The sequence below is a fragment of the Chelativorans sp. M5D2P16 genome (assembly GCF_034427935.1).
GTDB lineage: Bacteria > Pseudomonadota > Alphaproteobacteria > Rhizobiales > Rhizobiaceae > Chelativorans.
Genome location: NZ_JAXQNM010000025.1, coordinates 505,095 through 531,920 on the forward strand (window position 1 = coordinate 505,095; position 26,826 = coordinate 531,920).

Consider the following 26,826-nt stretch of genomic DNA (forward strand, 5'->3'; position numbering starts at 1 on the left):
GGAGCGAGGACTGCCATGCTGACCTGCGAGAATTACCACAGGCCGACCACGCTGGAGGAGGCGCTGCATCTCCTGCGCGAGGCACCGGAAGGCAGCCGCCTCGTGGCGGGCGCCACGGACATCCTGCCCTATGCCCGTGAGGGCAGGGGCGGGGACGTCCATCTGCCGGCGATGATCGACGTCACGCGCATCGAGGCGCTTTCCGGCTATACCATCGCCGACGGCGGGGTGCGGCTTGGCGCCGATATCGTGTTCCAGGACTTTTTGACCGACACGACGCTCGCGCGCCATCTTCCCTGCATGCCGTTCTGCGCGGTGTGGTTCGCCGACGACCAGATCCGGGAGCAGGCCACGCTTGCCGGCAATCTGGTCAACGCTTCGCCGGCCGCCGACGGCACGCCGGCGGTGCTGGCCATGAACGGCGCCGTGGAGCTGGCGCGACTCGAGGGCGGGGCGGTCGCGCGGCGGACGGTACCCGTGACGGACTTCGTCAAGGGACCCGGGCGAACGGATCTCGCGCCCGACGAGATCGTGACCGCAGTCATCTGCGATTCCCTCGACGGCTATGGCGGCGCCTTCGAGAAGGTCGGCCAGCGCCGTTCGCTGGTGATCTCCGTCGCATGTGCCGCGGCGGTGGTGAAAACGGACGTCTCCGGCCAGTTCTTCGAGGATGTCCGCATCGCGCTCGGCGGCGTCGGGCCGGTGCCGCAGCGCCTGAACGATATCGAGGAGAAGCTCGTCGGCGAGCGCATATCGGCCGGGATCGTCGCCAAGGCGAGTTCGGCGGCGGTGGAGCGCGTCGCTTCGCGTTCGCGCATCGCCTATCGCCGGCGCGTGGTGGCGGGCTTCGTGGAAGCGGCGATCGAGGATGCGCTCGCCGCCGCCAATGCCCCCGTCCACAAGAGGATGCAAAGGGAGGAAACCCATGTCTGACGGCAAGATCAGGATGACCGTCAACGGCCGCAGGATCGCCAAACCGGTCGAAGGGCGTTACCGCCTGCTCGACTTCCTGCGCGAGGAGCTTCATCTGACCGGCACCAAGGAAGGTTGCGGCGCCGGCGAATGCGGCACCTGCTCGGTGTTCGTCGACGGCAAGCTGGTCAAGTCCTGCCTGATGCCGACGGCGAAGGCCGAGGGTGCGGAAATCGAGACGGTCGAGGGGCTGGCCGTCGCCGGCGAACTGACCGCGCTGCAGAAGGCGTTTCACAAGACCGGCGCCAGCCAATGCGGCTACTGCATCCCCGGCATGGTGATGGCCGCGACCTCGGCATTGAGAGAGAACCCGTTCGCCGATATCGAGGAGATCAAGGAGCGGCTCGGCGGCAATATCTGCCGCTGCACCGGCTATACCAAGATATTCGAGGCGGTGGAGCTGGCGCGCGATATCATGAACGGCAAGCGCCCGGCGACCGCGCTCGACTCCGAAGGCGCCGGAGACTCCTACATCGGCAACAATGTGCGCCGTCTGGATGCGCCCAGCAAGGTGTCCGGCGCCTTGAAATATGCCGGCGACATGACGATGCCGGGCATGCTGCACATGCAGGTGCTTCGCAGCCCGCATCCGCATGCGCGCATCGTTTCGATCGATACGTCCGAGGCTGAGGCGATGGAGGGTGTCGCCTGCGTCATCACGCACAAGGACGTGCCCGGCAAGGACGGCTTCGGCGTCTTCGTGCACGACCAGCCGATCATGGCGCGCGACAAGGTGCGCTATGTCGGCGAGGCGGTGGCGGCGGTCTCTGCCGAGACCCAGGAGATCGCCCGCAAGGCGCTGGCGCGCATCAAGGTCGACTACGAGGAACTGCCCGCCGTCTTCGATCCGGAAGAGGCCATGGGTGAAGGTGCGGCACCCGTCCACGATTATGCCGAGAACAACATCGTCAAGCACATTCCCGTGCGCAAGGGAGACGTGGAGCAAGGTTTCGCCGAGGCCGATCTGGTGGTCGAAAACACCTATACGACCCAGCAGGTCGAGCACGCCTATCTCGAGCCGGAGGCGGGCCTTGCCCATGTCGACCATGACGGGGTGGTGACGGTCATCTCGCCGAGCCAGAACATCACACACCACAGGCACATGCTGTCGACCATCATCGACAAGCCGATCAGCAAGGTGCGCTTCATCATGAGCCCGGTCGGCGGCGGCTTCGGCGGCAAGGAGGACATGATCTACCAGGGCATGCTGGCGCTCTCGGCGATGAAGTCGGGGCGGCCCGTGCGGCTGGTCTTCACGCGCGAGGAGTCGATCATCTCCACCGCCAAGCGGCATCCGGCCCGCATCACCTACAGGATGGGATTGAAGAAGGACGGCCGGATCACCGCCGTCTCCTTTCGCATGATCAGCGACGGCGGCGCCTACGGCCTGTCGACGGAGGGCGTGATGCGCAAGGCGGCGATCCTGTCGCTCGGGCCCTATGACATTGCGAACGCGCGGATCGACACCTACGGCGTCTACACCAACAACACGCCGTCGGGGGCCTTCCGCACCTTCGGTGCCATGCAGGCGCAGTTCGCCACCGAATCCCATCTCGACATCTGCGCCGAGAAGCTGGGGCTCGATCCGTTCGAAATCCGCCGGCGCAACATGATGAAGCCGGGCTCGCTCACCCATACGCAGCAGAGGCTGGAGCGCGCCGCGATCGGTGAGGTGCTCGACACGGCGGAGGCGTTCTGCCGCTGGGAGAAGGGCGCGCCGACGTCGCGGGGTGCCGTGCGCAAGGATCTCGGCGGGCCCGATACGCGCCAGCCCTGCACGCTGGGCGCGCGATTCCGCAAGCCGGCAGAGGCGGAAGACAAGCAGGAGGTGGCATGATGGCGCGCTGGGCGAGAGGACGCGGCATGGCCGCATCCTGGTACGGCATTGCCCGTACGGCGACGATCGATCGGGCGGGCGCATGGGTCGAGATCGACGACGGCGGCTCCGCCAAGGTGGTGACCGGCGTGACGGAAATCGGCGAGGGCATTCTCACCGTGCTCGCGCAGGTCGCCGCCGAAGAGATCGGCATCAAGCCGGAGGACGTCGTCATCGGCGACAACGATACCGCGCGCTCGCCGGAGGCCGCGCATGCCGGTGCGACGCGCCAGACCTACATGATCGGCAATGCGGTGGCGCTCGCCTGCCGCGACGCGCGTCTCAAACTCGACAAGGAGATCGCCGATCACTGGGGTGTGGGAGCCGGCCAGATCAGGGCCTTCGACGGCGAGATCTGGGCGGACGGGACCAACAACCGCATGCCGATCGAGGAGGCCATCGAGGTCTGCAAGAAGCGTGGCGTCGTGCCGGTTGGCTCGGCCTCCTTCACCGCGCACGGGACCGGGCTCGACCCCGTGGACGGATCGGGTGCGCCCTGGCAGGCCTATGTGTTCGGCTGTCAGGTCGCCGAAGTGGAGGTCGACCGCCTCACCGGAGAGGTTCAGGTCCTCGGCATGTGGGCCGTGCACGACGTCGGACGCGCCATCAATCCGCGCGGTGTGGAAGGCCAGATCGAGGGCGGCATCGTGCAGGGGCTGGGTCAGGCGCTGATGGAGGACTATCAGCTCGAGCGCGGCCACACGAAGACGCACGGCTTCGCCAAATACATCCTGCCGACAGCGCTCGACGTGCCGCAGATCAACACCAGGCTGGTCGAGGATCGCGATCCGTGCAGCCCCTTGGGGGCCAAGGGCATCGGCGAGCCCGCCCTGGTGCCGACCGCGCCGGCCATCATGAACGCCATCTATGACGCGATCGGCGTGCGCATCACCGCACTGCCGGCAACGCCCGAGGCGATCCTGACCGCCCTGGAGGAGAAGGAAAGGGCTGAGGCGGAGGTTGCCGGTCAAAGCTGAGGGAAATTCCCGCCGCTGAGGAGGCAGTGGGCGGGAGGTTCACATCGAAATCGAAGAGGGAGGAGAAACCATGCTGAACAGGTTGAGACGTGGAATCGGCGCCGCCATGGTCGTCGGCGCATCGGTGGCGGCGGGGACGCTCGCCATGGGTTCGCCGGCGCGGGCGGACTATCCGGAAAAGCCGGTGGAGATGACTGTTCTTTTCGGCGGCACGGCCAACACGATCGCGCAGTTGCTGACGGAACTGATGTCGGAGGAACTCGGAAATCCCGTCGTGCCGGTCAGCCGTCCCGGCGGTGGCGGGGCCATCGGCTATGCGCACGTCCAATCGACGCGCCCGGACGGCTACAACATCGTCTGGAACTCGAATTCCATCAACACCGCCCATCACCTGGGCAATCTGCCCTTCGGCTACGATGCTTTCACCCCCATCGCCCGCGTATCGGTCGAAGTGCCGGTGCTGGCCGTCAACAAGGACAAGAACTGGGAAAATCTCGACGACATGGTCGCTGCGGTCAAGGAGAGCGGAAAGCCGATCAATGTCGGCATTTCCGGCAAGGGATCCTTCACGCACCTGACCTCCGTTGCGCTCTTCGACGCGATGGGGATAGCCGACAAGGTCAACTACATCTCCTATGGCGACGGCAAGGCGCCGGTGGAGCTCCTGGCCGGACGCATCGACGCGGCGATCCAGTGGCCCGGCCAGTTCGTGTCTTATGTCGAGTCGGGCGATGTCGTGGTGCTGGCTTCCACGGGTTCCGAAAAGGTGGAGGTGATCCCCGGCCTCAAGACCGCGCAAGAGCAGGGCTACGACATCGATATCGCCATGTGGCGCGGGCTTGCCGCTCCCACGGGAACGCCGCCGGCGGTGGTCGAGAAGCTGGAGGCGGCAGCGCAGGCGGCCGTGAAAACGGAGGCCTTCCAGAAAGCCTCGCAGACGATCGGCTTCAAGCCGGCCTTTCTCGGCAACGAGGAATTTGGCGAACTGATCGCGCATGACGACGCCTTCTACGCCGATCTGCTCGAAAAGCTCGGGATGACCAAGTAGCCCGGCAGGAGCCACGTAGCGGGACATCGGGAGGAATCCATCATGACGGACAGAACGGGAGAGCTGTTTACCGGCCTTGCGCTGCTCGCCCTCGCCCTCGCCTGGAGCATCACCGTCTGGTTGACGATCCCCGGCGGGATGGGCGGCGGCGACGTGGGGCCGCGTGCATTCCCCCTGTTGCTCGGTGTCCTGCTCGGCGTCTGTTCCCTTGCACTCATCGGCCGGGTGCTGCTTCGTGAGCCGGACGGCGCCCGGGAAAAGGACCCGGGCGAAGAGGAGGTCGCCCCGGAAGCCGGGGCGGCGACCAAGGGCGTGGTTCTGCCGCTGCTCGTCACCCTCGGCCATGTCGCCGTCTACGGGTTCATGATGCAGCGGATCGGCTTCGTGCTGGCCACGCTCGTCGTCGTCGCCTCGGCCATGGTTTTCTGTGTCGGCGAGCGGTCGCCCTGGCGGATCGCCGCCATGAGCGCCGGCGTCACCTTCGGTTGCTGGCTGATCTTTTCCAAGATCCTCGGTGTCTACTTGGCGGCAGGCACTTGGATCAATCTGGGGTGAGCGCCATGGATTTCTTCCTCGCAGCCCTGACGGAAACTCTGCAGGTGCAGGTGATCGGCGCCGTCGTGCTCGGTTCGCTCATCGGCCTGATCTTCGGGTCCATTCCCGGCCTGACCTTCACCGTGGCGTTGGCCCTGGCGCTGCCGCTCACCTTCGGCATGGACACGACGGCGGCCATCGCCCTGCTTCTGGGCACCTATATCGGCGGCATGACCGGCGGCTCGGTGTCGGCCATACTGCTCGGCATTCCGGGCACGCCGTCGGCGGCGGCGACGCTCCTCGACGGTCATCCGATGGCGCGCAACGGGCAGGCCTCCATCGCCCTCGGCATGGCCGTGATCGTGTCGGTCTTCGGCGGTCTTTTCAGCCTTGTCGTGATGGTCATCTCCGTCGATCTGGTCTCACGCATCGCGGTGTCCTTCGGACCGGCGGAGATCTTCGCCCTGGTGGTCTTCGGCCTGTCGACGATCTGCGGGCTGGCGGGCCGCTCGATCCTGCGTGGCGTCATCGGCGGCATTCTCGGGCTGATGGCCATGACGATCGGTCTCGATCCCCTGGACGGCGTGCAGCGCATGACCTTCGGGACGACCAGCATGCTCCAGGGCATCAACATGCTGGTCGCCATCATCGGCCTCTTCGCGGTGCCGTTCATCGTGCAGGTCTTCGAGGAGCACAGGAACGGTGCCATTGCCCGCGTGGAGACGAGCGGGGTCCGCATGGAGCTTCCTTCCTGGCGCATGTTGCGGCAGAACTTCTGGCTGATGATGCGCTGTTCGGTGATCGGCACCGGGATCGGTGCCATTCCGGGCGCGGGCGGCCCCATCGCCTCCTTTATCGCCTACGATCATGCCCGTCGTTTCTCGCCGCATCCCGAAAGGTTCGGGAAGGGCGCGGTGGAAGGCGTCGTGGCGCCGGAGACGGCGAACAACGCGGTGACGGGCGGCACGATGATCCCGCTTCTGTCGCTCGGCATTCCCGGCGACCCGGCGACGGCCATCGTGCTCGCCGGGCTTGCGATCCACGGCATCGTGGCGGGTCCGGCGATGTTCATGTCGCACCAGACCGACGTCTACAGCATCTATATCGTCATCGTGTTCGCCTATCTGGCGCTCTTGGCGATGCAACTCGTCGGCATCCGGCTCTTCGTGCATGTGCTGCGCGTGCCGCCGCAACTCATGGCCGTCATCATCATCGTCTTGTGCGGCATCGGTGCCTTCACCGTGCGAAACAGCGTCTTCGACATCTATACGATGGCCGTGGTCGGCGGGCTCGCCTGGGCCCTGATGAAAGCGGAGATCCCCGTGACGCCCGTCATCCTCGGGCTGGTGCTCGGGCCGACGCTGGAAAGCGAGTTCCGCACGGCCATGAACCTGTCCGGCGGTTCCTACGCCATCTTCTACACCTCGCCGACGGCTCTCTTCTTCTTCGGCCTGGCGGCACTCGTGGTGGTGCTGCAGTTCAGCGGCGGGATCTTCAGGAAAAACACGAAAACGACAGTCGAGACGAGCAATGCTTAAGGATTATCATCAGGAGATCGACCGGGAGGGGGCGATGCGCGCCCGGGCGCGCACGATCGTCGAGCGCGGAGGGGTCGACGCAACCCTCGACGTGGACGGCGGCCGGGGCGTGATCGAGACCACGCTGTCGGAAGGCCTCGTCATCGGCCTCCTGAAACAGGGGGTCTCACGCTTCTTCGCCATATTCGGGCACGGCTCGACCGACCTCGGCAACGTCCTGCGCGTCTATGCGGAGGAGGGGGCGGTGAGCGTCGTCAACTGCCGCAACGAGGTGGAGATGGCGCACGCCGCCACCGCCTTTGCCTGGCAGACCGGCGAGACGCCGGCGGTGGTCACGTCGATCGGGCCGGGCGGGCTCCAGGCCATGGCCGGCTCGCTGGCCGCGGCGTCCAACGGGGTCGGCGTCTACCATATTTACGGCGACGAGACGACGCGCGGCGAAGGCTACAACATGCAGCAGGTGCCGAAGCGCGAGCAGGGGCTGTTCGGCAGGATCACCGCGCTGATGGGGCAGTCCTACACGCTGCACACGCCGGAGGCGCTGCGCGAATGCATGCGGCGCGGGACCAATTGCGTCCACCATCCCTACCGCCCGGCGCCGTTTTTCATCATGCTGCCGATCAACACGCAGCCGCAGGGGACGATAGTGAATATCGGCACGTTGCCGGGACGCCTGGCTCTGCCGGCGGTCGCACCGGCGGACGACAGCGCCTATGACGAGGCCGCGGCCCTGCTCGCGCGCTTCGACAAGATCGTACTCAAGGTCGGCGGCGGCGCGCGCAGGCATGCTGCCGCGGTCCGGGCTCTTGCCGAGGCCTGTGGCGCGGCGGTCGTGCTTTCGCCAGGGTCGACGGGCGTCATTCCGGATTCACATCCGCAGAACATGCATGTCGGCGGCTCGAAAGGCTCGATCAGCGGCAATTTCGCCATGGAAGAGGCGGAGCTCGTCGTCTTCATCGGCTCGCGCGGTGTGTGCCAGGCCGACTGCTCCGGCATCGGCTATCCGAACGCAAAGGCCGCCATCAACATCAACGGGGACATCGGCGACGTGACGCATTACGCGAACACGCTTCCGCTCCCCGGCGATATCAGCGCCGTGATCAAACGGCTGATGCCGGTCCTGGAGCCGGGCAAAAGTTCCGCTGCACGCGAGGAGTGGCTGCGGCAATGCGCGGCGAAGAAAAAGGAGTGGGCTTCCTGGAAGCGCGAAAGGGTCGAGGCCGCTCCGGTCTTCGACGAGGTCTGGCGCAAGCCGGTGCTGACGCAGCCCGCCGCCATCCACGCGGTCGCCGCGTTCGCCAAGCGCATCGGCGCCGTCAAGTTCTTCGATGCCGGCGATGTCCAGGCGAACGGCTTCCAGATCGTCGAGGACGACCGGGTGGGCGAGACCTTCACAGAGGCGGGCGCCTCCTACATGGGCTTCGCCGCCTCGGCGCTTCTCGGTCTTGCCGGTGTGAAGGACGCCCCCTATGGCATTGCCTTTTCCGGAGACGGGTCCTTGATGATGAACCCGCAGGTGCTCATCGACGGCGTCGAGCACGGTTTGAGGGGAATGATCGCGCTCTTCGACAACCGTCGCATGGCGGCGATCACCAGCTTGCAACTGGCGCAGTATGGGCGGGAATTCCGCACCAATGACAGTGTGGCGGTCGACTACGCCGCCATGGCCGCCTCCGTCAGCGGTGTCAAGGCTCTCTTCGGGGGGACGAGCCGCGAGGAACTCGCCGCCGCACTCGAAGAGGCCTATGCTTACGACGGCCTGTCGCTCATCCACATCCCTGTCTATGCCGGGAGCGATCCGGTGGCGGAAATGGGTGCGTATGGCCAGTGGAACGTCGGCAACTGGGTGGAAGACGTCCAGGGTCGCTATCTCGAACAAACCATATAGACGGAAATCTCGTATGTATCCCGATCTGCAGCTTTACATCGATGGTACCTGGCGCGCGGCCACGAGCGGCGAGACGCGCCCAGTGACGGACCCCGCCACGGAGGAAACACTGGGCACGATCGCCGTGGCGGGCGAGGCGGACCTGGACGCGGCCCTGGAGGCGGCCCGGAACGGGTTCGAGGTCTGGCGCCGTACCGGGCCGTGGGAGCGCGCGCGCATCATTCGCGCCGTTGCCGAACTGATCCGGGCGCGGGCGGAGGAGATCGCCACGGCGATGTCGCTCGAGACCGGCAAGCCGCTCGCCGAAGCCAAAGGTGAGGTGGGCGGCACCGCCGATCAGTTCGAGTGGTACGCCGAGGAGACGAAGCGCATCTACGGGCAGGTCATCGAGAGCCGCACGGGCGACAGCCGCATGGCGGTGATCCACCAGCCCGTCGGCGTCGTGGCGGCGTTCTCCGCCTGGAACTTCCCGGCGCTTCTGCCGGCGCGCAAGATCGCAGCGGCACTTGGCGCCGGCTGCAGCATCATCATCAAGCCCGCTGGCGAGGCGCCGGCCTCCTGCGCGGCGATCGTCCAGGCATGCCATGACGCGGGCCTGCCGAAGGGGGTGGTGAACCTGGTCACCGGCAATTCCGACATGATCGCCCGTTACCTCGTCTCCTCGCCCGTGGTGCGCAAGGTGTCGCTGACGGGCTCCGTGCCGGTCGGTAAGCAGATCCTGCATCTGGCCGCCGACGGCGTGAAGAAGGTTTCCATGGAACTCGGCGGCCACGGCCCGGTGCTGGTGTTTTCCGATGCGGATGCCGAAAAGAGCGCCGAGATCTGTGCGCGCACCAAATTCCGCAATTGCGGGCAGGTCTGCATCTCGCCGACGCGGTTCTACGTGCATGAGTCACAATACGATGCCTTTGCGGCGCGGTTTGCCGAGGTGGCCCGCTCGATCAAGCTCGGGCGCGGCCTCGACGAGGGCACCGAGATGGGACCTATGGCGAACCGCCGCGGGCTGGAGACGATCAAGGAGCTCGTGGATGACGCGACCGCTCGCGGGGCGCGGGTGCTGGCCGGCGGCAATCCCCCGGCAGCGGCCAATCGTGGCTATTTCTTCGAGCCGACGGTGCTCGGGGACGTGCCGGACGATGCGCGCATCATGCGCGAAGAACCCTTCGGTCCCGTGGCGCCGCTGACGCGGTTCAAGAGCTACGACGAGGTGATCGCGCGCGCCAATGCGCTGCCCTTCGGCCTTGCCGGCTACGTCTTCTCCAACGATCTTGGCACCGCCACGCGCGCCTACGAGGATCTCGAAGTGGGCATGGTCGGCGTCAACGAGATGCTGCTGGCGACGGCCGAGGCGCCCTTCGGCGGGATCAAGGAGAGCGGCATGGGGCGCGAGGGCGGGTCCTTCGGCATCCATGACTATCTCGAGACCAAATATGTGAAGGTCAAGCTTTCGGAGCGGGCCGGCTAGATGGTGGAGGAAAGATCTCAGGGGCTCGCCCGCGGGCTCACCAATTACGGCGATCGCGATTTCTCGATCTATCTGCGCAACTCGTTTGCCAGCTCGATGGGCTATTCGCGCGAGGTGCTGAACAAGCCGATCGTCGGCATTGCCAACAGCTTTTCGGGCTTCAACAACTGCCACCGGCATTTCCCGGAAATGCTGGAGGCGGTGAAGCGCGGCGTGCTTCTGGGCGGCGGGCTGCCGGTGGAGTTTCCCACCATCTCGCTCGGCGAGGTCTTCCTGAACCCGACCAGCCTGAAGTTCCGCAACCTCATGTCGATGGACACGGAGGAGATGATCCGCGCCCAGCCCATGGACGCCGTGGTGCTGATGGGCGGCTGCGACAAGACGGTGCCGGCGCAGCTCATGGGGGCCGTCTCGGCGGACCTGCCGGCGGTCCAGATCGTCGCCGGGCCGATGATGACCTCGCGCTACGGCGGCGAGCGGCTTGGCGCCTGCACGGATTGCCGGCGCTTCTGGGGCAAGTACAGGGCCGGCGAAATCTCGACCGAGGAGATCAACACGGTCGAAAGCCGCCTGGCGACCACAGCCGGCACCTGTGCCGTCATGGGTACGGCCTCGACCATGGCTTGCGTTGCGGAGACGCTCGGCATGTCGCTGCCGGGCACGGCCGCCATACCGGCCGTCCACGCCGACCGGCTGCGTGCCGCCGAGGCCACGGGGCTTGCCGCTGCGCGCATGATCGAACGGCCGATCCGTCCGAGCCAGGTCGTTACCGAGCGCTCGGTCGAAAACGCCATTCGCGTGCTCTTGGCGCTCGGCGGCTCGACCAACGCCATTATCCACCTGACGGCGATCGCCGGCCGGCTGGGCATTCCGGTCTCCCTGAAACGGCTCAACGAGATCTCCGAGGAGACGCCGGTTCTCGTCAACCTGAAGCCGGTGGGCGCGAACTACATGGAGGATTTCTTCCACGCCGGCGGCGTTGGCGCGGTCCTGCGCGAGCTGAGGCCGCTGCTCCATCTCGATTGCATGACGGTAACCGGCGAGACGCTCGGCGACCGTCTGGAGACCGATCCCGGCCCCGTCGACCGCAATGTCATTGCCAGCGCGGAAGAGCCGCTGGAGCCGAAAGGCGGGCTCGTTGCACTGTTCGGCAATCTCGCGCCGCGCGGGGCAATCCTGAAGCGCTCGGCCGCGGACAAGAGGCTTTTCGAAAAGGAAGCACGGGCCGTGGTCTTTACCTCTCTGGAGGACCTGGCGGCGCGCATCGACGATCCGGACCTCGACGTCACGGAAGACGATATAATGGTGCTCCAGAACGCCGGTCCGAAGAGCAGCGCGGGCATGCCGGAAGCGGGCTATCTGCCTATCCCGAAAAAGCTTTCGGCCAGGGGCGTGAAGGACATGGTCCGCATTTCGGATGCGCGCATGTCCGGCACGGCCTTCGGTACGATCGTCCTGCACGTGGCACCCGAGGCGGCAGTCGGCGGGCCGCTGGCGCTGGTGCGTACCGGAGACCGCATCCGTCTGTCGGTTAAGGAAGGGACGCTCGATCTTCTGGTGGAGGAAGAGGAGCTGGAACGGCGCCGGGCCGCGTTCACGTCGCCCGTCGTCCCGGCGGCCGAGCGGCGTGGTTACGACCGGCTCTATGCCGAGCAGGTACTGCAAGCGGACGAGGGGTGTGATTTCGCGATCATGAAACCCGTCGGAGCCTAGGGCCCGGCGGCGAGCGGTTCGCTCGCCCGAGGCGCAATCCCACAACAACGAGGCCTGTCGTCAGGCGGAGCGATCCGCCTGAAGGCGGAGCCGTGCCCGGAGGAAATGATGATGAAGATCGGAACACCGAGGGAAATCCATGCGGGAGAGCGGCGCGTTGCGCTGACCCCCGACAGCGCGGCCAGGCTGCAGAAGCTGGGCTACGAAGTCCTGATCGAGGCGGGCGCCGGAGAGGGCGCGTCCTTCTCGGACGAAGCCTACGCGGAGGCCGGCGTGGAAGTCGTGGCGGACGCACCGGCCTTGTGGCGGAAAGCCGACATCATCCTCAAGGTGCGCCCGCCGGCCGAAGACGAGATCGCCTGCCTCGGTCCGGACAAGACGCTGATCGGCTTCATCGGCGCGGCCTACCAGCCGGACTTGCTGAAGAAACTGGCCGCCACAGGGGCGACGGTGCTCGCCATGGATGCCGTACCGCGCATCAGCCGCGCCCAGAAGATGGATGCGCTGAGCTCCATGGCCAACATCGCCGGCTATCGCGCGGTGACGGAGGCGGCCAACCATTTCGGGCGCTTCTTCACCGGCCAGGTGACGGCGGCCGGCAAGATGCCGCCGGCCAGGGTGCTGGTAATCGGTGCCGGCGTTGCCGGCCTTTCGGCGATTGGCACGGCGCAATCGCTGGGTGCCGTCGTGCGTGCCTTCGACGTTCGTCCCGAGGTGGCCGAGCAGATCGAATCCATGGGCGCCACCTTCCTGATGCTCGACTTCGAGGAGGATGCATCGGGCGAGGGGGGCTACGCCAAGCCGGCCAGCCCGGAATTCATTGCCAAGGAGATGGCGCTCTTCCGCGCCCAGGCGCCGGAGGTGGACATCGTCATCACCACCGCGCTCGTGCCCGGACGACCGGCGCCGAAGCTGTGGCCGAAGGAGATGGTCGAGGCCATGAAGCCGGGCTCCGTCGTTGTCGACCTTGCTGCCGAGCAGGGCGGCAACTGCGACCTGACCGTGCCGGACGAAGTGGTCGTCACGGAAAACGGCGTGAAGATCATCGGTCACACGGACTATCCGAGCCGCATGGCGACCCAGTCATCGGGGCTCTACGCGACCAATCTGCGGCACATGGTGGACGAGCTGACGCCCGACAAGAACGGCGTGCCGGTCGTCGACATGGCAGACACGGTCATCCGCGGCGCGACGGTGGTCAAGGACGGTGCGGTCACCTGGCCACCGCCGGCGATCGCAGCGCCGGCTCCGGCAAGGCCGAGGCCGCAGGTTGCTCCGGCCCCCACGGAGGAAAAGGAAGCCGGGAAGGTGCGCAAGGGCCTTGGTGCCGCGCTCGGATTCGCGGGCGTTGCGGCACTCCTGCTGCTCATCGGCCTCTACGCACCGCCCGCCTTCATGGCCCATTTCACCGTCTTCGTGCTGGCCTGCTTCGTCGGCTACCAGGTGATCTGGAACGTCGCGCCGGCACTGCACACGCCGCTGATGAGCGTGACCAACGCCATTTCCGGCATCATCGTCCTGGGCGCGCTCCTGCAGGTCAAGGCGTCATCGGGAACGGTTGTGACGCTGGCGGTGCTGGCCGCGCTCATCGCCTCCATCAACATCGCCGGGGGCTTTCACGTCACGCGCCGCATGCTGAACATGTTCAGGAAGGGTTGAACCATGGGTCTTTTGACAGCGTCCTATGTGGGATCGAGCATTCTGTTCATCCTGTCGATCGCCGGATTGCGGCGCCATGAGACGGCACTGCGCGGCAACTTCTACGGCATGGCGGGCATGGCGATCGCCATCGTCGCCACCCTGTTCGCGCCGCAGGTGGGCAACTACCAGTATCTGCTTCCGGCCATGATCGCGGGCGCCGGGGTGGGCGTTCTTTTCGCCCAGCGCGTACAGATGACGCAGATGCCCCAGCTGGTCGCCGTTCTCAATGGGCTGGTGGGCCTTGCCGCCGTCTTTGTCGGCATCAACAGTGCGCTTCATCCGCCGGGCGACTATTCCGGCGCGCAGAAGATCATTCACGATATCGAGATCCTGTTGGGGATCTTCATCGGCGGGGCCACCTTCACCGGCTCGCTGGTCGCGTCGGGAAAGCTGCAGGGCGCCATTCCGAGCCGGTCCGTGCTTGTGCCGATGCGCCACGCGCTGAACGTGGCCCTGGTTGTTGCCTGCATCGCGCTCGGCACCGCCTATCTCGCCGGTGCGGAGCTTTGGAGCCTGGTCGCCATCGCGCTGGTCGCCTTTATCCTAGGGGTCAATCTGGTCCTGGCGATTGGCGGCGCCGACATGCCGGTGGTCGTCTCCATGTTCAACAGCTATTCGGGCTGGGCGGCGGCGGCGACAGGCTTCATGCTCGGCAACGATCTCCTGATCGTCACCGGGGCGCTCGTCGGCTCCTCCGGCGCCATCTTGAGCTACATCATGTGCAGGGGCATGAACCGTGACTTCCTGTCCGTCGTGCTTGGCGGATTCGGCGGCGCTCAGGCAGCCGGCCAGGAGATCGACGGCGAAATGATGCCGGTCGATGCCGACGGCGTGGCGCAGCTCATGCGGGAGGCGGAAAGCGTCATCATCGTGCCCGGCTACGGGCTCGCCGTCGCCCAGGCGCAGCATGCGCTGTCGGAACTGACGGCTAAGTTGCGCGCGGCCGGGAAGACCGTTCGCTTCGCCATCCACCCGGTCGCAGGGCGGCTGCCCGGCCACATGAACGTGCTTCTGGCCGAGGCGAAGGTGCCCTACGACCTCGTACTCGAAATGGAGGAGATCAACGACGACTTCGCCGACACGGATCTGGTGGTCGTTGTCGGAGCCAATGACACGGTCAATCCCGCGGCCAAGGAAGAGGAGAACTCACCGATCGCCGGCATGCCGGTGCTTGAGGTCTGGAACGCAAAGAACGTGGTCGTCTCGAAGCGCGGGCAGGGGACCGGTTATTCCGGCGTCGAGAACCCGCTCTTCTACCGCGAGAACACGCGGATGTATTACGGCGACGCCAAGGCGTCGCTGGAAGAGTTGGTCGAGCGCCTGCGGGCGTGAGTCCTATCCAGCTTCCGGCTGACGCCGGGCAGGCCGGCCCCTGGCGGGCCGGCCCGAAGGCAGGAATGCCTATCGCACATATATGACGAGTTCGTTCCTGGCGTTCACCTCGGCAGCCACGGTGTTATCGATCACGGATTGTTCGAGCTCCTGGATGCCCCTGTTGGAAAGCGCCGTGCGGAGCTCGGTGATCGACTGCTCGTTCGCAGCAATTGCAGCTTCCAGCTCCTGACGGTTCTCCTGGCTCATATTCGCCAGGCTGATGACCCGGACATCCGCATCCGGTTCGACGGACGACAGGTCGAAATCCCGCTCTCCCATAAGGAACATGGTGCGATCGAACGGCTCATCGCCGACTGCCGCAGTCGTTCCCTCATCGATGCGAGTCTCGTCATCGCGGACGCCAAGCTGTTCGTTGTCTTCTCCTTGGCCCAGGGCTTCGGACTGCACATCCCCGGCGTCGAAGCCGTTCGCGCCCAATCCATCGCCGCTCAGGCCATTACCGCCATTCTGCTGCGCGAACGAGAACGCCGATGAGGCCAGCAAAGACGCGGCTGCCAGTGCAACAATGCGTTTCATATTCATAGCTCCATAGTGAAGTGGACATTTGCCACCACTAACCGTCTGTGGCCATGCGTTGTTCCGTAAAAACGGGTTCTGAAAAAATGATGTGAACTGGAGTTCCGGAGCTTGTTCGCTGGCAGGCCCGGCGCGTTGCCTGGGATACGGCACGGTCTGCGTGCCAGTCGCGGCACACGCAGTGATCCTTGCCGAAAAAATCTTCTGTTGGACGTCCGGCACGTGCCATGAAGGGCCTTAGAAACAGCATTCGCTGTCCGCGGATCGGCCTCAGATTGCAGAAGATCGCTCTATGGCCCTTACCCTCGACCGCCGTCGGTCAGGAAACAGGCGGGGGCGTTGACGGTGGGCCAGCGATGATGATGAGGAGATGAAGTTCGCCTGCTATCCGATTGATTTATGCGGAATGTCGCCAATGCGGATATCTGGCACGCCCAACGGGACTCGAACCCGTGTTTCCGCCGTGAAAGGGCGGCGTCCTAGACCGCTAGACGATGGGCGCGTAAGACGAGGCGCGTTATAGAGAGCTTCGGCAGTCGCGGCAAGCCGTCTGAAGCGCCGCCCTGAAGATTTTTCCTCAGCGCTTGCGCCGGCAGCGCCAGTTCCAGTCACGCTCGGGGCCAACGTCCACATGCACGGAGGTCGTGTGGCAATAGGTGCCCACGCCGCCGCGGCCGGGCAGAGAGCGGGCAAACCGAGCCAGTTCCCATTTGCCCACGCCCTCCAGTTGGATGTCCGCGGCTGCACAGTACATGTGCTGGGAATTGCGCGCCCCGCGCACGCGCCGATTGTGCTCGGGGCTGCGGTAGCCGGAGGTGACCACGACCTTCTTGCCGAAATGACGCTCGATCGTCTTCAGCATGTGCACCAGCTTCGGCTTCAAGCAGGAGACGTCGACGCTCTCGCGCTGCTTGAGAAGCCCGTTCGGGGCAAGCCGCGCCAGGCCGGCGGCCGCCGCGACCTGATAGCTGCCGCCGTCCTCGTAGAGGTCGATATCGCTGGTATCGTCGATATCGGAGCTGCGCTTGATCTCGAAAAGCTGATCCTTGGCGCGCACGCCGGGCAGCGCGTCGCCGCTGAAGGAGGCCTGCATGGGCGTCGCCTCGGTGTTGGCGGTCAGCGCCACGATCGACTTCTTCGGCTTCTCTTCGGTTTCAGCGGTGGGCTCGTCTGCTTCCTCGACGACGGGCTCGTCCACCTTTTCGCGAATCGGATCGGCGACGGGTTCCGGCTTGGAAGGGGAAAAGAAGGCGGACAGCAAACCGCGCGAGGTCTCTTCGGCGCCGTTCGCGGCGGCCTCGACGCGCTCGCTTTCGGCTTCGTCGCGGGCGCCCTGCTCAGGCGCGGGCTCTTCGCCTGCTGCGGCCTGCTGCACCGCTGCCGGCTCTTCTTCCCCGGTGGCGGTGCTCCCGGCGGCCGGTGCCTGCGCCTCAGCGACTTGTGTCTCTTCGTCGGAGACCGTGCCGGAGGCCGTTTCCTGCCCCTTTTCCTCACGCGGGTTGGAGGCGGCGGGAGCGGATGGCTCCTCCTCCTTGGAAGTGCCGGACAGGAGCGCGGTTTGGCTGCCTTGCTCCTGGTTAGCGGTGCCGAGGGCGGAGGACGTCAAGCCGAGTTGGGTGAACGGGTCGGTGGACGTCGAGCAGGAAGCGGCGAGTGCGCAGGCGATCACCGCGCCCAAGGCGCGCCACCGCGTCGTCGCGTCAGATGCCCCTCTCACTCCGGCGATGGCCGGACTTTTGCCAGACAAAAGCGTCCCTCTTCGGCAATCGGTTCTGCGGGAAGCCGCCCGCAATCGTCTCAAAAGCCCCGACGCGCCCGTGAATCGGTAAGAGGCCTAACCGAAATGTGCTCAGGATGCAACAGTTTGGACCTTTTTGCTGTCGCGTGCCCGGTGGCGGGAGCGGGTTTCCGCCCTTTGGTTTTGCACGCGACTGCTGCGGGAACCGGTCTCTCGTGGAGCGGCCTCAGATGCGCATGCGGACATAGGTGCCGGGAGCGTCGCCCAGCATCCTGCGACGCCGGTCGAGCTTGCGTGCGGGCACGCGGGCGGCATCGAGATTTTCGATCCAGGCCTGCCAGTGGGGCCACCAGGACCCGGCGGCGGGCTTCGCCTTCTTGACCCATTCCTCGAGCGTTTCGGCCTGGGTTCCGCCGGTCCAGTACTGATACTTGCCGATGGTCGGCGAATTGATGACGCCGGCGATGTGGCCGGAACCGCCGAGGACGAACTCGACCGGTCCGCCGAACAGCTTCGAGCCCAGGAAGACCGATCTGGCGGGCGCGATGTGGTCTTCGACGGTGGCCAGGTTGTAGACGGGCACCCGGATGTCGGACAGCGAAAGCCTCTTGCCGCGCAGTACCGCCCGGCCTTCGGCAAGATTGTTCTCGAGATAGCAGTTGCGCAGATAATAGGCGTGGTTGGCGGCGGCCATGCGGGTGGAGTCGGCATTCCAGTAGAGCAGGTCGAAGGGGAGGGGATCGCGGCCGCGCAGATAGTTGTCGACGACATAAGGCCAGATGAGATCGCGCGCGCGCAGCATGTTGAAGGCCGTCATCATGCGGCTTCCCTCGAGATAACCCTTCTCTTCCATCGCCTTTTCGAGCGCCTTCACCTGCTCGGCATCGGCGAAGACCTTGAGGTCGCCGGCGTGCGTGAAATCCACCTGGGCGGCGAAGAAGGTGGCCGAGGCAATGCGCGTGTCGTCCTCCTGCACCATCAGGGCGAGGGCGGCGGCCAGCAGCGTGCCGCCGACGCAATAGCCGATGGCGTTGACCTGGCGCTCGCCGGTGCGCTCGGCGATCGTGTCGAGCGCAAATTCGATGCCGTCGCGAACATAGGCGTCCCATCCCATTTCGCCGTGGCTGGCGTCGGGATTGACCCAGGAGATGACGAAGACGGTGTGCCCCTGCTCGACGGCCCAGCGGATGAAGGAGCGCTCGGGATTGAGGTCGAGCACGTAGAACTTGTTGATCCAGGGCGGCACGATCATCAGCGGACGGCGCAGGACCGTCCGTGTCGTCGGCGCATACTGGATGACCTCCGCGAGCGCGTTGCGCGCGACCACCTTGCCCGGCGTGGTGGCCAGGTTCCGGCCCACCTCGAATTTCGAGTAGTCGGCCTGGCGCAGCCTGAGTTCACCCTTGCCGGCGGCGATGTCCTCGGCGAGCATGCGCATGCCGCGAACCAGGTTTTCCCCGTCCGATTCGAACGTTTCGCGCAGAAGCTGCGGATTGGTCATGACGAAGTTGGAGGGGGACAGCGCATCGGTGAACTGGCGCACATAGAAGCGGGCCTTGTGGCGCGATTCCTCATCGAGCCCTTCTGCGTTCTCCACAAGATCGGCTGCCCAGCGCGCCGTCACCAGATAGGCCTGCTTCAGAAAATCGAAAAAGGCGTGGCTCGCCCAATCGGGGTCCTTGAAGCGCCGGTCTCCGGGCTCCGGCTCCACCGTCTCGGCCTCCGGCGTTTCCCCGCGCATGCGGCGGATGGAATTGGCCCAGATGTTCATGTAGCCGGAAAAGAGCCGCGTCTGCGCTTCCAGCGCCCGCGCCGGATCCGCCATCCAGTACTCGGTCAGCTTCGTGAAGGTCTTCACCATGTCGGCCATCGGGTCGGCCATGCCGTCACGGACCTCGCCGCGTTCGCGCGGACCGGACCACGCCGCGGCCGCCTTGCCGGCCTCCTCCAGCGCGCGGGCGAGATTGAGCGCGAAACGCTGCGGATCGCGCACCGTATAGGCTTCGGCCTTGGTGCCGCCGTTCGCTTTTTCCTTGTCCTGCTTGCCCGAGTGCATCATTCTCTGCGCGTGACCTCCCGCGAGCGCGGTATGCCATTATTGTCCACTTGCACTCTCACAATAGTGCGACGAGCGAAAAAACATATGAAAATTGCCGGCCGGATTCGAGAATATTCTCCCATTTTGCGGGCTCTGTGGCTTGCGGTTCCGCTGCTCGGCCTGCCTGTCTCATGCACGTCGATGTCGCTCGATGACGCGGTGCCGTCGGCCGCGCCGCTAGCCGCAGCCGGGGCGCCGCAAAGGCCGACCTCGCCCGACGGCTATCCCAATATCAACGTTCCGGCCGCCGCGGCATCGCCTCAGCTTTCCGAAAGCGACCGCCAGCGGCTGACGGGTGAACTCGAGGGCCTTCGCCAGCGGCAGGCCACGCCCCTGGTCTCCTCCGCGCAGGCGCTTAGCGAAGAGGAGCGGCTGCGGCTGCTCGCCCGCTCCCATGGCGATCGCGCCCTGAGTGAGATCGACGCGGCCGGGCAATAGGGTTCGGCCCGCGGCGCCTTTCGGCACAGGCGCCGTGAAGCTGCCGCGTTCGTTCGACACTATCGACCGGCTGGGCGAACGGGTGTATAGGCCGTAAGCAATCCCACCGGAAAAAGCCGCCATGGAAGAGTTTCACAAGATTCGCCGACTCCCGCCGTATGTATTCGAGCAGGTGAACCGGCTGAAGGCCAGCGCCCGCTCGCGCGGGGCCGATATCATTGACCTCGGCATGGGCAATCCGGATCTGCCCACCCCCCAGGCGATCGTCGACAAGCTCTGCGACGTGGTGCGCGACCCGCGCACGCATCGCTATTCCTCTTCCCGCGGCATTCCGGGGCTGCGCCGGGCGCAGGCGGCCTATTACGCGCGCCGCTTCGGCGTGAAGCTCGATCCGGAGACGCAGGTCGTCGCCACGCTGGGGTCCAAGGAAGGCTTCGCCAACATGGCGCAGGCCATCACTGCGCCCGGCGACGTGGTGCTGTGCCCGAACCCGACCTATCCGATCCACGCCTTCGGCTTCATCATGTCAGGCGGGGTGATCCGCTCCATGCAGGCCGAGCCGGATGACGGCTTCATCCCGGCCCTGGAGCGAGCGGTGCGCCATTCGATCCCGAAACCGCTGGCGCTCATCCTCAACTATCCGTCCAACCCGACGGCGTGCATCGCCTCGCTGGATTTTTACAAGGACGTGGTGGCGTTTGCCCGCAAGCACGACATCATCGTTCTTTCCGACCTCGCCTATGCAGAGATCTATTTCGACGGCAACCCGCCGCCCTCGCTTCTCGAGGTGCCCGGCGCGATGGACGTGGCGGTGGAGTTCACTTCCATGTCGAAGACCTTTTCCATGCCCGGCTGGCGCATGGGCTTTGCGGTCGGCAACGAGCGGCTGATCGCGGCGCTCTCGCGCGTCAAATCCTATCTCGACTACGGCGCCTTCACGCCGATCCAGGTGGCGGCGGCGGCCGCATTGAACTCGGACGGGACGGAGATCGAAGAGGTGCGCAGCGTTTATCAGCGCCGCCGCGACGTTCTTGTGGAAGCCTTCGGGCGTGCCGGCTGGCATGTGCCGCCGCCGCCGGCAACCATGTTCGCCTGGGCGCCGATCCCGGAGCCCTTCCGGGCCATGGGCTCGCTGGAGTTCTCCAAGGTCCTCGTCGAGAAGGCGGAAGTGGCCGTCGCGCCCGGCGTCGGCTTCGGCGAACATGGCGACGATTACGTGCGCATCGCGCTTGTCGAGAACGAGCACCGCATCCGCCAGGCCGCCCGCTCGATCAAGCGTTTCCTGGCAACGGCTGGCGAAACGCCGGACAATGTCGTGGCGCTGGCGGCGCGGCGCTGACAATCACATCAACTCGAAAATCGGAGGGACACGCCCGATATGGCTGAAGCCTTGCGCGTTGGAATTGCCGGTCTGGGCACCGTGGGTGCCAGTGTCGTGCGGATGCTTCAGGACAAGACGTCCGATCTCACGCGGCAGTGCGGGCGCGGGATCACGGCGGTGGCCGTATCGGCGCGCGACCGCGACCGCGACCGCGGCATCGATCTTGCCAACGCGCAGTGGTTCGACGATCCGGTGGCGCTGGCGCGTTCACCGGAAATCGAGGTCTTCGTCGAACTGATCGGCGGCGAGGACGGGCCGGCGCTCGCCTCCGTGCGCGCCGCACTCGAGGCCGGGCGTCACGTGGTGACGGCGAACAAGGCGCTGCTTTCCCGCCATGGTGTCGCGCTTGCCGAGATCGCCGAGAAAAACGGCGTGCTCCTCAATTACGAGGCGGCGGTGGCCGGCGGCATCCCAATCATCAAGACCATGCGCGAGGCGCTGGCCGGCAACCGCGTCGGCCGGGTCTTCGGCATTCTGAACGGCACCTGCAACTACATCCTCACGCGCATGGAAGAGGAGGGGCTGTCCTTTGAGGACTGCCTGGCGGACGCGCAGAAGCTCGGCTATGCGGAGGCCGATCCGACCTTCGACATCGAGGGCCAGGACACCGCCCACAAGCTGTCGATCCTGACGAGCCTCGCCTTCGGCTGCCGCATTTCGGCCGATGACGTCTATCTGGAAGGTATCTCCAACATCACCCAGGCCGACATCCGTGCCGCAAGCGAGCTGGGCTACCGCATCAAGCTTTTGGGCGTGGCGCAGAAGACCGATACCGGCATCGAGCAGCGCGTGCATCCCACCATGGTGCCGACGAGTTCGGTGATCGCCCAGGTGCACGGGGTGACGAATGCGGTCGCCATCGAGACCGACATGCTGGGCGAGGTGCTCTTGTCGGGCCCCGGTGCCGGGGGTGACGCCACGGCTTCGGCGGTTATCGGCGATATCGCCGATATCGCCAAGAGCCGTCCCGGGTTCCAGCACGGTCCCGTCTTCGGCTGGCCGGCGAAGGAACTGGCGGCTTATGAGCGGGCACGCATGCGCGCCCATGCCGGCGGCTACTTCATCAGGCTCACCGTGCACGACCGCACCGGCGTCTTCGCGGCGATCGCCCGGCGCATGGCCGAAAACGGCATTTCGCTGCAATCCATCGTCCAGCACGGCGAAGCGGGCAAGGAAGAGGACAAGACGGTAATCCTCGTTACCCACGAGACGATGGAGGCGGCCGTGCGCAAGGCGGTGGCCGGCGTCACCGAGGACGGCCATTTGACGAGCAAGCCGCAGGTCATCCGCATCGAGAGGGCGGCCTGAACGCCCGTCACAATTATTCAATCGATTCATGTTTGTAAGGTGGGCGGGGCGACTCTTGCCGTCGCCTGCGCACTTTGCCACAAGACATCCATAAAGCACGCGCGGTGCCGTTTCGCTCACCGTGCCCCCTCCGGGAGAACAGGGATGACCTTTATGCCGAAGAGCCCCCAGGCCGGCCTCGACCGGATCCTCACCTTGGAACTCGTCCGTGTCACCGAGCGCGCGGCCGTCGCCGCGGCCAGGCTGCGCGGGCGCGGCGACGAGAAGGCCGCCGACCAAGCGGCGGTGGACGCCATGCGCACCGAACTGAACCGTCTGCCGATCCAGGGCACCGTGGTGATCGGCGAGGGCGAGCGCGACGAGGCGCCCATGCTCTATATCGGCGAGGAAGTTGGCCTGGGCGAGGGGCCGGGCGTCGATATCGCCCTCGACCCACTGGAGGGCACCACCATCTGCGCCAAGAACCTGCCCAATTCGCTCGCCGTCATCGCCATCGCCGAACGCGGCAGCCTGCTTTACGCGCCGGACGTCTATATGGAGAAGATCGCCATCGGGCCGGGCTTTCCGGCCGGTGTCGTCGATCTCGATGCGCCGGCGGCGGAGAACATCGAGAACCTGGCCAAGGCCAAGGGTGTTTCCGTGTCCGAGATCACCGCCTGCATCCTGGACCGGCCGCGCCATGCGCGCCTCGTCGAGGAGGTGCGGGCCACGGGGGCGGCGATCCGTCTCATCGGCGACGGCGACGTGGCCGGCGTGATCCACACCACCGACCCAGAGGAGACGGGCATCGACATCTATATGGGCATCGGCGGCGCCCCTGAGGGCGTGCTGGCGGCCGCGGCTTTGCGCTGCATTGGCGGCCAGATGCAGGGGCGCCTGCAGCTCAACACGGAAGAGAAGGTGGCGCGCGCGGCCAAGATGGGCATTTCCGATCCGGGCAAGGTCTACCGCATGGAGGAGATGGCGAGCGGCGACGTGCTCTTTGCCGCCACCGGCGTGACGGATGGCAACATGCTTGCCGGCGTCAAGTTCGCGCGCGACTCGATCCAGACCCACACGATCGTCATGCGATCCTCCTCGCGCACCGTGCGCGAGATCAAGGCGCGGCATCAGGATCTGGATAAGTTCTGAAACGCTTTCAATTCACCCCGTCGACCGGCTAGTTTCCGCTTGAGCGACGGGAGAACGGGTTGAGCGGCGAAAGACGGCATTTCCTCGACGTAAAACAGTCGGCGCGCGGTGTGGCCTGGGAGCACCGGCTGGATGCGCGCGGCGAGAACCTGGCGCTGGGCATGGCCCAGAGCCATGGGTTTCCGGAAATCGTCGCCCGCGTTCTGGCCGGGCGCGGCGTTTCCCAGGATGAGGCGGCGCGTTTTCTCGCTCCCTCGATCCGCGACCTTTTGCCCGATCCCGCCTCGCTGACGGATATGGAGGCGGCGGCCGAACGCATTGCCGAGGCGGCGCGCCGGCAGGAGCGCGTGGCGATCTTCGGCGATTACGACGTCGACGGGGCGGCGTCCTCGGCCATGATGAAGCGCTTTCTCGCCCACTATGGCGTGGCGTCCGAGATCTACATCCCCGACCGCATCTTCGAGGGCTACGGCCCCAATCCCGAGGCCATGCGCGAATTGGCGCGGCGGGGGGCAAGCCTGATCGTCACCGTCGACTGCGGTACCAACAGCGCGGCTGCGGTCGAGGCGGCCAACGAGGCGGGCGCGGACGTCGTCGTGCTCGACCACCATCAGGTGGGCGGGGCGCTGCCCGAGGCGGTGGCTGTCGTCAATCCCAACCGGGAGGACGATCTGTCGGGCCAGGGGCATCTGTGTGCCGCCGGCGTCGTCTTTCTGACACTGGTGCGCACGGCGCGCATCCTCAAGGCGAAGCTGCCCGCCACCCCGGCCTTCGATCTTCTGTCGCTACTCGATCTGGTGGCGCTGGCGACCGTGTGCGACGTGGTGCCGCTGACGGGCGTCAACCGGGCCTTCGTGGTCAAGGGGCTTCTGGCTGCGCGGCAGATGCAGACACCGGGGCTTGCCGCGCTCGCGCGCCTCTCGCGCATCGGCGAGCCGCTCAACTGCCACCATCTCGGCTTCATGATCGGGCCTCGCATCAATGCCGGCGGGCGCATCGGCAATGCGGCGCTCGGCAGCAATCTTCTGGCCGCGCTCGAGGCGGGCGAAGCGGAGGAGATCGCCGCCACGCTCGACCGGCTGAACCGGGAGCGCCAGGAGATGGAGACCGCGATGCTCGCCGAGGCGCGTGCGGAGGCCGATGCCGAGCTTGCTGCGGGGGAGGGCCCGGCGGTGGTGGTCACGGCGAGCGAGGGCTGGCATGCCGGCATCGTCGGGCTGATCGCCTCGCGGCTGAAGGACCACGCGCGCCGCCCCGCCTTTGCCATCGCCTTCGATCCGAACGGGACCGGCACCGGCTCCGGTCGCTCAATCGCCGGCTTCGATCTCGGCCGGCTGGTGCGCGAGGCGGTCTCGGAGGGACTGTTGGTCAAGGGTGGCGGCCACGCCATGGCGGCCGGCATCACGGTGGAGCGGGCGAAGCTCGGCGCGCTGCGTGCCCTCTTCGAGGAGAGGGCGTCTTCCGCGGTCTCGGCGTTGCGCGAATCCGAAAGCCTGAAGATCGATGCCGCGCTGTCGGCCGAGGGCGCGAATTTCGACCTTCTCGACACGCTCGATGCGGCCGGACCCTACGGCGCCGGCCATCCCGCGCCCGTGCTCGCCTTGCCGCGCCACCGGCTGGCGGATGCACGGCTCGTCGGCAACGGCCATGTGCGGCTCGACCTTCGCGCCCATTCCGGCGCGCGCCTTCAGGCCATCGCCTTCCGGGCCGCCGAGACCGATCTCGGCAATTTCCTGTTCAAGAACCGGGGGGCGCCGGTCCACGTCGCCGGCACGCTCGCCGCCAACCACTGGAACGGGACGCGGTCCGTTCAGTTGCGGGTGCTCGACGCGGCGAAGGACTGAGGGTTCGGTCCGCTCGATGCGGCCGCCACGCCAAGAGACGCATGCGGCAAAAAAAAGCCGCCGCAGGGCTGCGGCGGCAGGAATGTCCCGGTCACCCCGGCGCATGGGCGCCGGGGTGGGGAAAGTATCGTCAGGCGATCATCAGATGGGCCGTGTTGTTGTCGTCGAACAGGGCCGGATGGTGATTGCCGTTGTCGGCCTGGCGGGCACCGTTGTCCTCGGTGGGACCGTGGTGGCGGCCGCCATTGTCGTCGAACAGCGACAACAGGTCGTTCAGCGGGTTGTCATTGGCCGCCCGAGGCTCGGGTTCGGGCTTGTCCTCGGCGATCTTGCCGTCACCGTACACCTTGATCTTCGCGGTCGCCTCCGTCGTCCCACCATGCCCGTCGGAGACGGTGTACTTGAAGGAGTCCTCGTAGATCTTGCCGGTATCGAGGTCTTTCAGCCCCGTGGCATCATAGTGGATCTTGCCGTCCGTGCCGATCCAGACCTTGGCGCCGAGGGCGCTCTTGGAAACCGAGGTGACGTCGAGCTTGTCGCCTTCCACATCGCTTGCGCCGGCCAGAAACTGGCTCTTGTCGAAGGTGTAGTCGTGATGCGTTCCTACGATTCCCGTATCCACGGAGACATTGTCAATATAAAGGTCGACATCGATCTTCCCATCGCCGCTTCTGTCAATGCCATCAGCTCTGAATGAAATTTTATATTCTCCGGTATCAGGTATTTTATAACTAAAATGACCCATTCTATCAATTTGAGATATTTCTTTTACTTCTCCCGTTAGAGTGTTTGTAATGAAAATTTCAATATTTGTTTCATCGTGTGTTTTTTCACCAGTCCATACTTTTGAATATTTATAGCCAGATAAGTCCATTTCGATAGTCGTGCCCTTCTCGGCCACGAATGGATCACTCGTTAATGTTGGTCCCCATGCGGTATAGTATTTGCCGACGGTTCCTTGAAGCCTAACGTGAGCGAAGTGATCCCAGTCCTGAAGATTCTCACCTTTAAATCTTACACCTGAACTGTACCTGTTTTCGGCCAACTCGACTGTTGCGGTCCCGTTAAAATTAATCGACGTCCGATCGATATGCCATCCGATCAGGTTCGGTGTATCGTCGAAGCTGGGATTGGTGATGCCCTGCGCCGTCAGATTCACATCCTTCACCTCCGGCGCGTCGTTCTGGCCGGTGATCTTGACCTTCACCTCCTTCGTCACTTCCGCACCGTGGTTGTCGCGCACGGTGTACTTGAACGTGTCGTAG

The 26,826-nt window shown here is 65.6% G+C and carries 20 protein-coding genes and 1 tRNA gene; 16 read left to right on the top strand and 5 right to left on the bottom strand.

Annotated elements, in window-relative coordinates; all coding sequences use genetic code 11:
* Nucleotides 1-15 precede the first annotated feature (15 nt).
* The 11 genes from SIN08_RS13705 (at nucleotide 16) to SIN08_RS13755 (ending at nucleotide 15,044) form a co-directional block, all read left to right on the top strand.
* The gene (locus tag SIN08_RS13705; RefSeq protein WP_322452126.1) at nucleotides 16-933 is read left to right on the top strand and encodes an FAD binding domain-containing protein; all 918 of its coding nucleotides are present in this window, start codon (nucleotides 16-18) and stop codon (nucleotides 931-933) included.
* Entirely contained in the window at nucleotides 926-2,809 is a 1,884-nt protein-coding gene (locus SIN08_RS13710; RefSeq protein WP_322452127.1) for a molybdopterin-dependent oxidoreductase, read from the top strand. Before SIN08_RS13705 ends, SIN08_RS13710 begins: the two co-directional genes overlap by 8 nt.
* Nucleotides 2,806-3,825 (top strand): xanthine dehydrogenase family protein molybdopterin-binding subunit, encoded by a 1,020-nt coding sequence (locus tag SIN08_RS13715; RefSeq protein WP_322452128.1) that lies wholly within the window; start codon nucleotides 2,806-2,808, stop codon nucleotides 3,823-3,825. The genes SIN08_RS13710 and SIN08_RS13715 overlap by 4 nt, the downstream gene beginning before the upstream one ends.
* 70 nt (nucleotides 3,826-3,895) lie before the next feature.
* A complete protein-coding gene (locus SIN08_RS13720; RefSeq protein ID WP_322452129.1) occupies nucleotides 3,896-4,873 on the top strand; it encodes a tripartite tricarboxylate transporter substrate binding protein in 978 nt (325 codons plus the stop codon).
* 42 nt (nucleotides 4,874-4,915) lie between these two features.
* On the top strand, nucleotides 4,916-5,428 hold the full coding sequence (locus SIN08_RS13725; protein ID WP_322452130.1) for a tripartite tricarboxylate transporter TctB family protein: 513 nt from the start codon (nucleotides 4,916-4,918) through the stop codon (nucleotides 5,426-5,428).
* 5 nt (nucleotides 5,429-5,433) lie between these two features.
* The gene (locus SIN08_RS13730; RefSeq protein ID WP_322452131.1) at nucleotides 5,434-6,945 is read left to right on the top strand and encodes a tripartite tricarboxylate transporter permease; all 1,512 of its coding nucleotides are present in this window, start codon (nucleotides 5,434-5,436) and stop codon (nucleotides 6,943-6,945) included.
* Nucleotides 6,938-8,833, top strand: a complete 1,896-nt coding sequence (locus SIN08_RS13735) for a thiamine pyrophosphate-dependent enzyme (protein WP_322452132.1) — start codon at nucleotides 6,938-6,940, stop codon at nucleotides 8,831-8,833. The genes SIN08_RS13730 and SIN08_RS13735 overlap by 8 nt, the downstream gene beginning before the upstream one ends.
* 13 nt (nucleotides 8,834-8,846) lie before the next feature.
* Nucleotides 8,847-10,298 (top strand): NAD-dependent succinate-semialdehyde dehydrogenase, encoded by a 1,452-nt coding sequence (locus SIN08_RS13740; protein WP_322452133.1) that lies wholly within the window; start codon nucleotides 8,847-8,849, stop codon nucleotides 10,296-10,298.
* Nucleotides 10,299-12,011: a dihydroxy-acid dehydratase gene (locus tag SIN08_RS13745; protein ID WP_322452134.1), complete on the top strand. Its 1,713-nt coding sequence runs from the start codon at nucleotides 10,299-10,301 to the stop codon at nucleotides 12,009-12,011. It abuts the gene before it with no gap.
* Between the two features lie 111 nt (nucleotides 12,012-12,122).
* Nucleotides 12,123-13,670 (top strand): Re/Si-specific NAD(P)(+) transhydrogenase subunit alpha, encoded by a 1,548-nt coding sequence (locus tag SIN08_RS13750; protein WP_322452175.1) that lies wholly within the window; start codon nucleotides 12,123-12,125, stop codon nucleotides 13,668-13,670.
* 3 nt (nucleotides 13,671-13,673) lie between these two features.
* A complete protein-coding gene (locus SIN08_RS13755) occupies nucleotides 13,674-15,044 on the top strand; it encodes an NAD(P)(+) transhydrogenase (Re/Si-specific) subunit beta (RefSeq protein ID WP_322452135.1) in 1,371 nt (456 codons plus the stop codon).
* Nucleotides 15,045-15,113: 69 nt separating this feature from the next.
* Here SIN08_RS13755 and SIN08_RS13760 read toward each other — a convergent pair whose 3' ends face one another.
* From SIN08_RS13760 to SIN08_RS13775, 4 genes are all read right to left on the bottom strand, one after another.
* Nucleotides 15,114-15,623, bottom strand: coding sequence for a hypothetical protein (locus SIN08_RS13760; RefSeq protein WP_322452136.1), 510 nt, complete (start codon nucleotides 15,621-15,623; stop codon nucleotides 15,114-15,116).
* 426 nt (nucleotides 15,624-16,049) lie between these two features.
* Nucleotides 16,050-16,125: transfer RNA gene (locus SIN08_RS13765), tRNA-Glu, on the bottom strand.
* A 75-nt stretch (nucleotides 16,126-16,200) separates the two neighbouring features.
* The gene (locus SIN08_RS13770; protein ID WP_322452137.1) at nucleotides 16,201-17,301 is read right to left on the bottom strand and encodes a YcbK family protein; all 1,101 of its coding nucleotides are present in this window, start codon (nucleotides 17,299-17,301) and stop codon (nucleotides 16,201-16,203) included.
* A 286-nt stretch (nucleotides 17,302-17,587) separates the two neighbouring features.
* Entirely contained in the window at nucleotides 17,588-19,417 is a 1,830-nt protein-coding gene (locus SIN08_RS13775; protein ID WP_322452176.1) for a class I poly(R)-hydroxyalkanoic acid synthase, read from the bottom strand.
* A gap of 183 nt (nucleotides 19,418-19,600) precedes the next feature.
* Between SIN08_RS13775 and SIN08_RS13780 the strand changes: the two genes are divergently transcribed.
* The 5 genes from SIN08_RS13780 to recJ all read left to right on the top strand — a co-directional run bounded on the left by SIN08_RS13780 (nucleotide 19,601) and on the right by recJ (nucleotide 25,561).
* Nucleotides 19,601-19,897, top strand: coding sequence for a hypothetical protein (locus tag SIN08_RS13780; protein ID WP_322452138.1), 297 nt, complete (start codon nucleotides 19,601-19,603; stop codon nucleotides 19,895-19,897).
* A gap of 121 nt (nucleotides 19,898-20,018) precedes the next feature.
* Nucleotides 20,019-21,236 (top strand): LL-diaminopimelate aminotransferase, encoded by a 1,218-nt coding sequence (locus SIN08_RS13785; protein ID WP_322452139.1) that lies wholly within the window; start codon nucleotides 20,019-20,021, stop codon nucleotides 21,234-21,236.
* A 39-nt stretch (nucleotides 21,237-21,275) separates the two neighbouring features.
* Nucleotides 21,276-22,586 (top strand): homoserine dehydrogenase, encoded by a 1,311-nt coding sequence (locus tag SIN08_RS13790; protein WP_322452140.1) that lies wholly within the window; start codon nucleotides 21,276-21,278, stop codon nucleotides 22,584-22,586.
* 153 nt (nucleotides 22,587-22,739) lie between these two features.
* Nucleotides 22,740-23,717, top strand: coding sequence for a class II fructose-bisphosphatase (glpX, locus tag SIN08_RS13795; RefSeq protein ID WP_322452177.1), 978 nt, complete (start codon nucleotides 22,740-22,742; stop codon nucleotides 23,715-23,717).
* A 59-nt stretch (nucleotides 23,718-23,776) separates the two neighbouring features.
* Nucleotides 23,777-25,561, top strand: coding sequence for a single-stranded-DNA-specific exonuclease RecJ (gene recJ / locus SIN08_RS13800; RefSeq protein ID WP_322452141.1), 1,785 nt, complete (start codon nucleotides 23,777-23,779; stop codon nucleotides 25,559-25,561).
* A gap of 130 nt (nucleotides 25,562-25,691) precedes the next feature.
* On the opposite strand, the gene SIN08_RS13805 is transcribed toward recJ, so the two are convergent.
* The coding region (locus SIN08_RS13805) for a cadherin-like domain-containing protein (RefSeq protein WP_322452142.1) at nucleotides 25,692-26,826 on the bottom strand (1,135 nt) is incomplete at its 5' end.

Bases quoted from the DNA above. Each gene is read 5' to 3' on its own strand.
- SIN08_RS13705 (WP_322452126.1), top strand. From the start codon at position 16: ATGCTGACCTGCGAGAATTACCACAGGCCGACCACGCTGGAGGAGGCG.
- SIN08_RS13710 (WP_322452127.1), top strand. From the start codon at position 926: ATGTCTGACGGCAAGATCAGGATGACCGTCAACGGCCGCAGGATCGCC.
- SIN08_RS13715 (WP_322452128.1), top strand. From the start codon at position 2,806: ATGATGGCGCGCTGGGCGAGAGGACGCGGCATGGCCGCATCCTGGTAC.
- SIN08_RS13720 (WP_322452129.1), top strand. From the start codon at position 3,896: ATGCTGAACAGGTTGAGACGTGGAATCGGCGCCGCCATGGTCGTCGGC.
- SIN08_RS13725 (WP_322452130.1), top strand. From the start codon at position 4,916: ATGACGGACAGAACGGGAGAGCTGTTTACCGGCCTTGCGCTGCTCGCC.
- SIN08_RS13730 (WP_322452131.1), top strand. From the start codon at position 5,434: ATGGATTTCTTCCTCGCAGCCCTGACGGAAACTCTGCAGGTGCAGGTG.
- SIN08_RS13735 (WP_322452132.1), top strand. From the start codon at position 6,938: ATGCTTAAGGATTATCATCAGGAGATCGACCGGGAGGGGGCGATGCGC.
- SIN08_RS13740 (WP_322452133.1), top strand. From the start codon at position 8,847: ATGTATCCCGATCTGCAGCTTTACATCGATGGTACCTGGCGCGCGGCC.
- SIN08_RS13745 (WP_322452134.1), top strand. From the start codon at position 10,299: ATGGTGGAGGAAAGATCTCAGGGGCTCGCCCGCGGGCTCACCAATTAC.
- SIN08_RS13750 (WP_322452175.1), top strand. From the start codon at position 12,123: ATGAAGATCGGAACACCGAGGGAAATCCATGCGGGAGAGCGGCGCGTT.
- SIN08_RS13755 (WP_322452135.1), top strand. From the start codon at position 13,674: ATGGGTCTTTTGACAGCGTCCTATGTGGGATCGAGCATTCTGTTCATC.
- SIN08_RS13760 (WP_322452136.1), bottom strand. From the start codon at position 15,623: ATGAAACGCATTGTTGCACTGGCAGCCGCGTCTTTGCTGGCCTCATCG.
- SIN08_RS13775 (WP_322452176.1), bottom strand. From the start codon at position 19,417: ATGCACTCGGGCAAGCAGGACAAGGAAAAAGCGAACGGCGGCACCAAG.
- SIN08_RS13780 (WP_322452138.1), top strand. From the start codon at position 19,601: ATGTCGCTCGATGACGCGGTGCCGTCGGCCGCGCCGCTAGCCGCAGCC.
- SIN08_RS13785 (WP_322452139.1), top strand. From the start codon at position 20,019: ATGGAAGAGTTTCACAAGATTCGCCGACTCCCGCCGTATGTATTCGAG.
- SIN08_RS13790 (WP_322452140.1), top strand. From the start codon at position 21,276: ATGGCTGAAGCCTTGCGCGTTGGAATTGCCGGTCTGGGCACCGTGGGT.
- glpX (WP_322452177.1), top strand. From the start codon at position 22,740: ATGCCGAAGAGCCCCCAGGCCGGCCTCGACCGGATCCTCACCTTGGAA.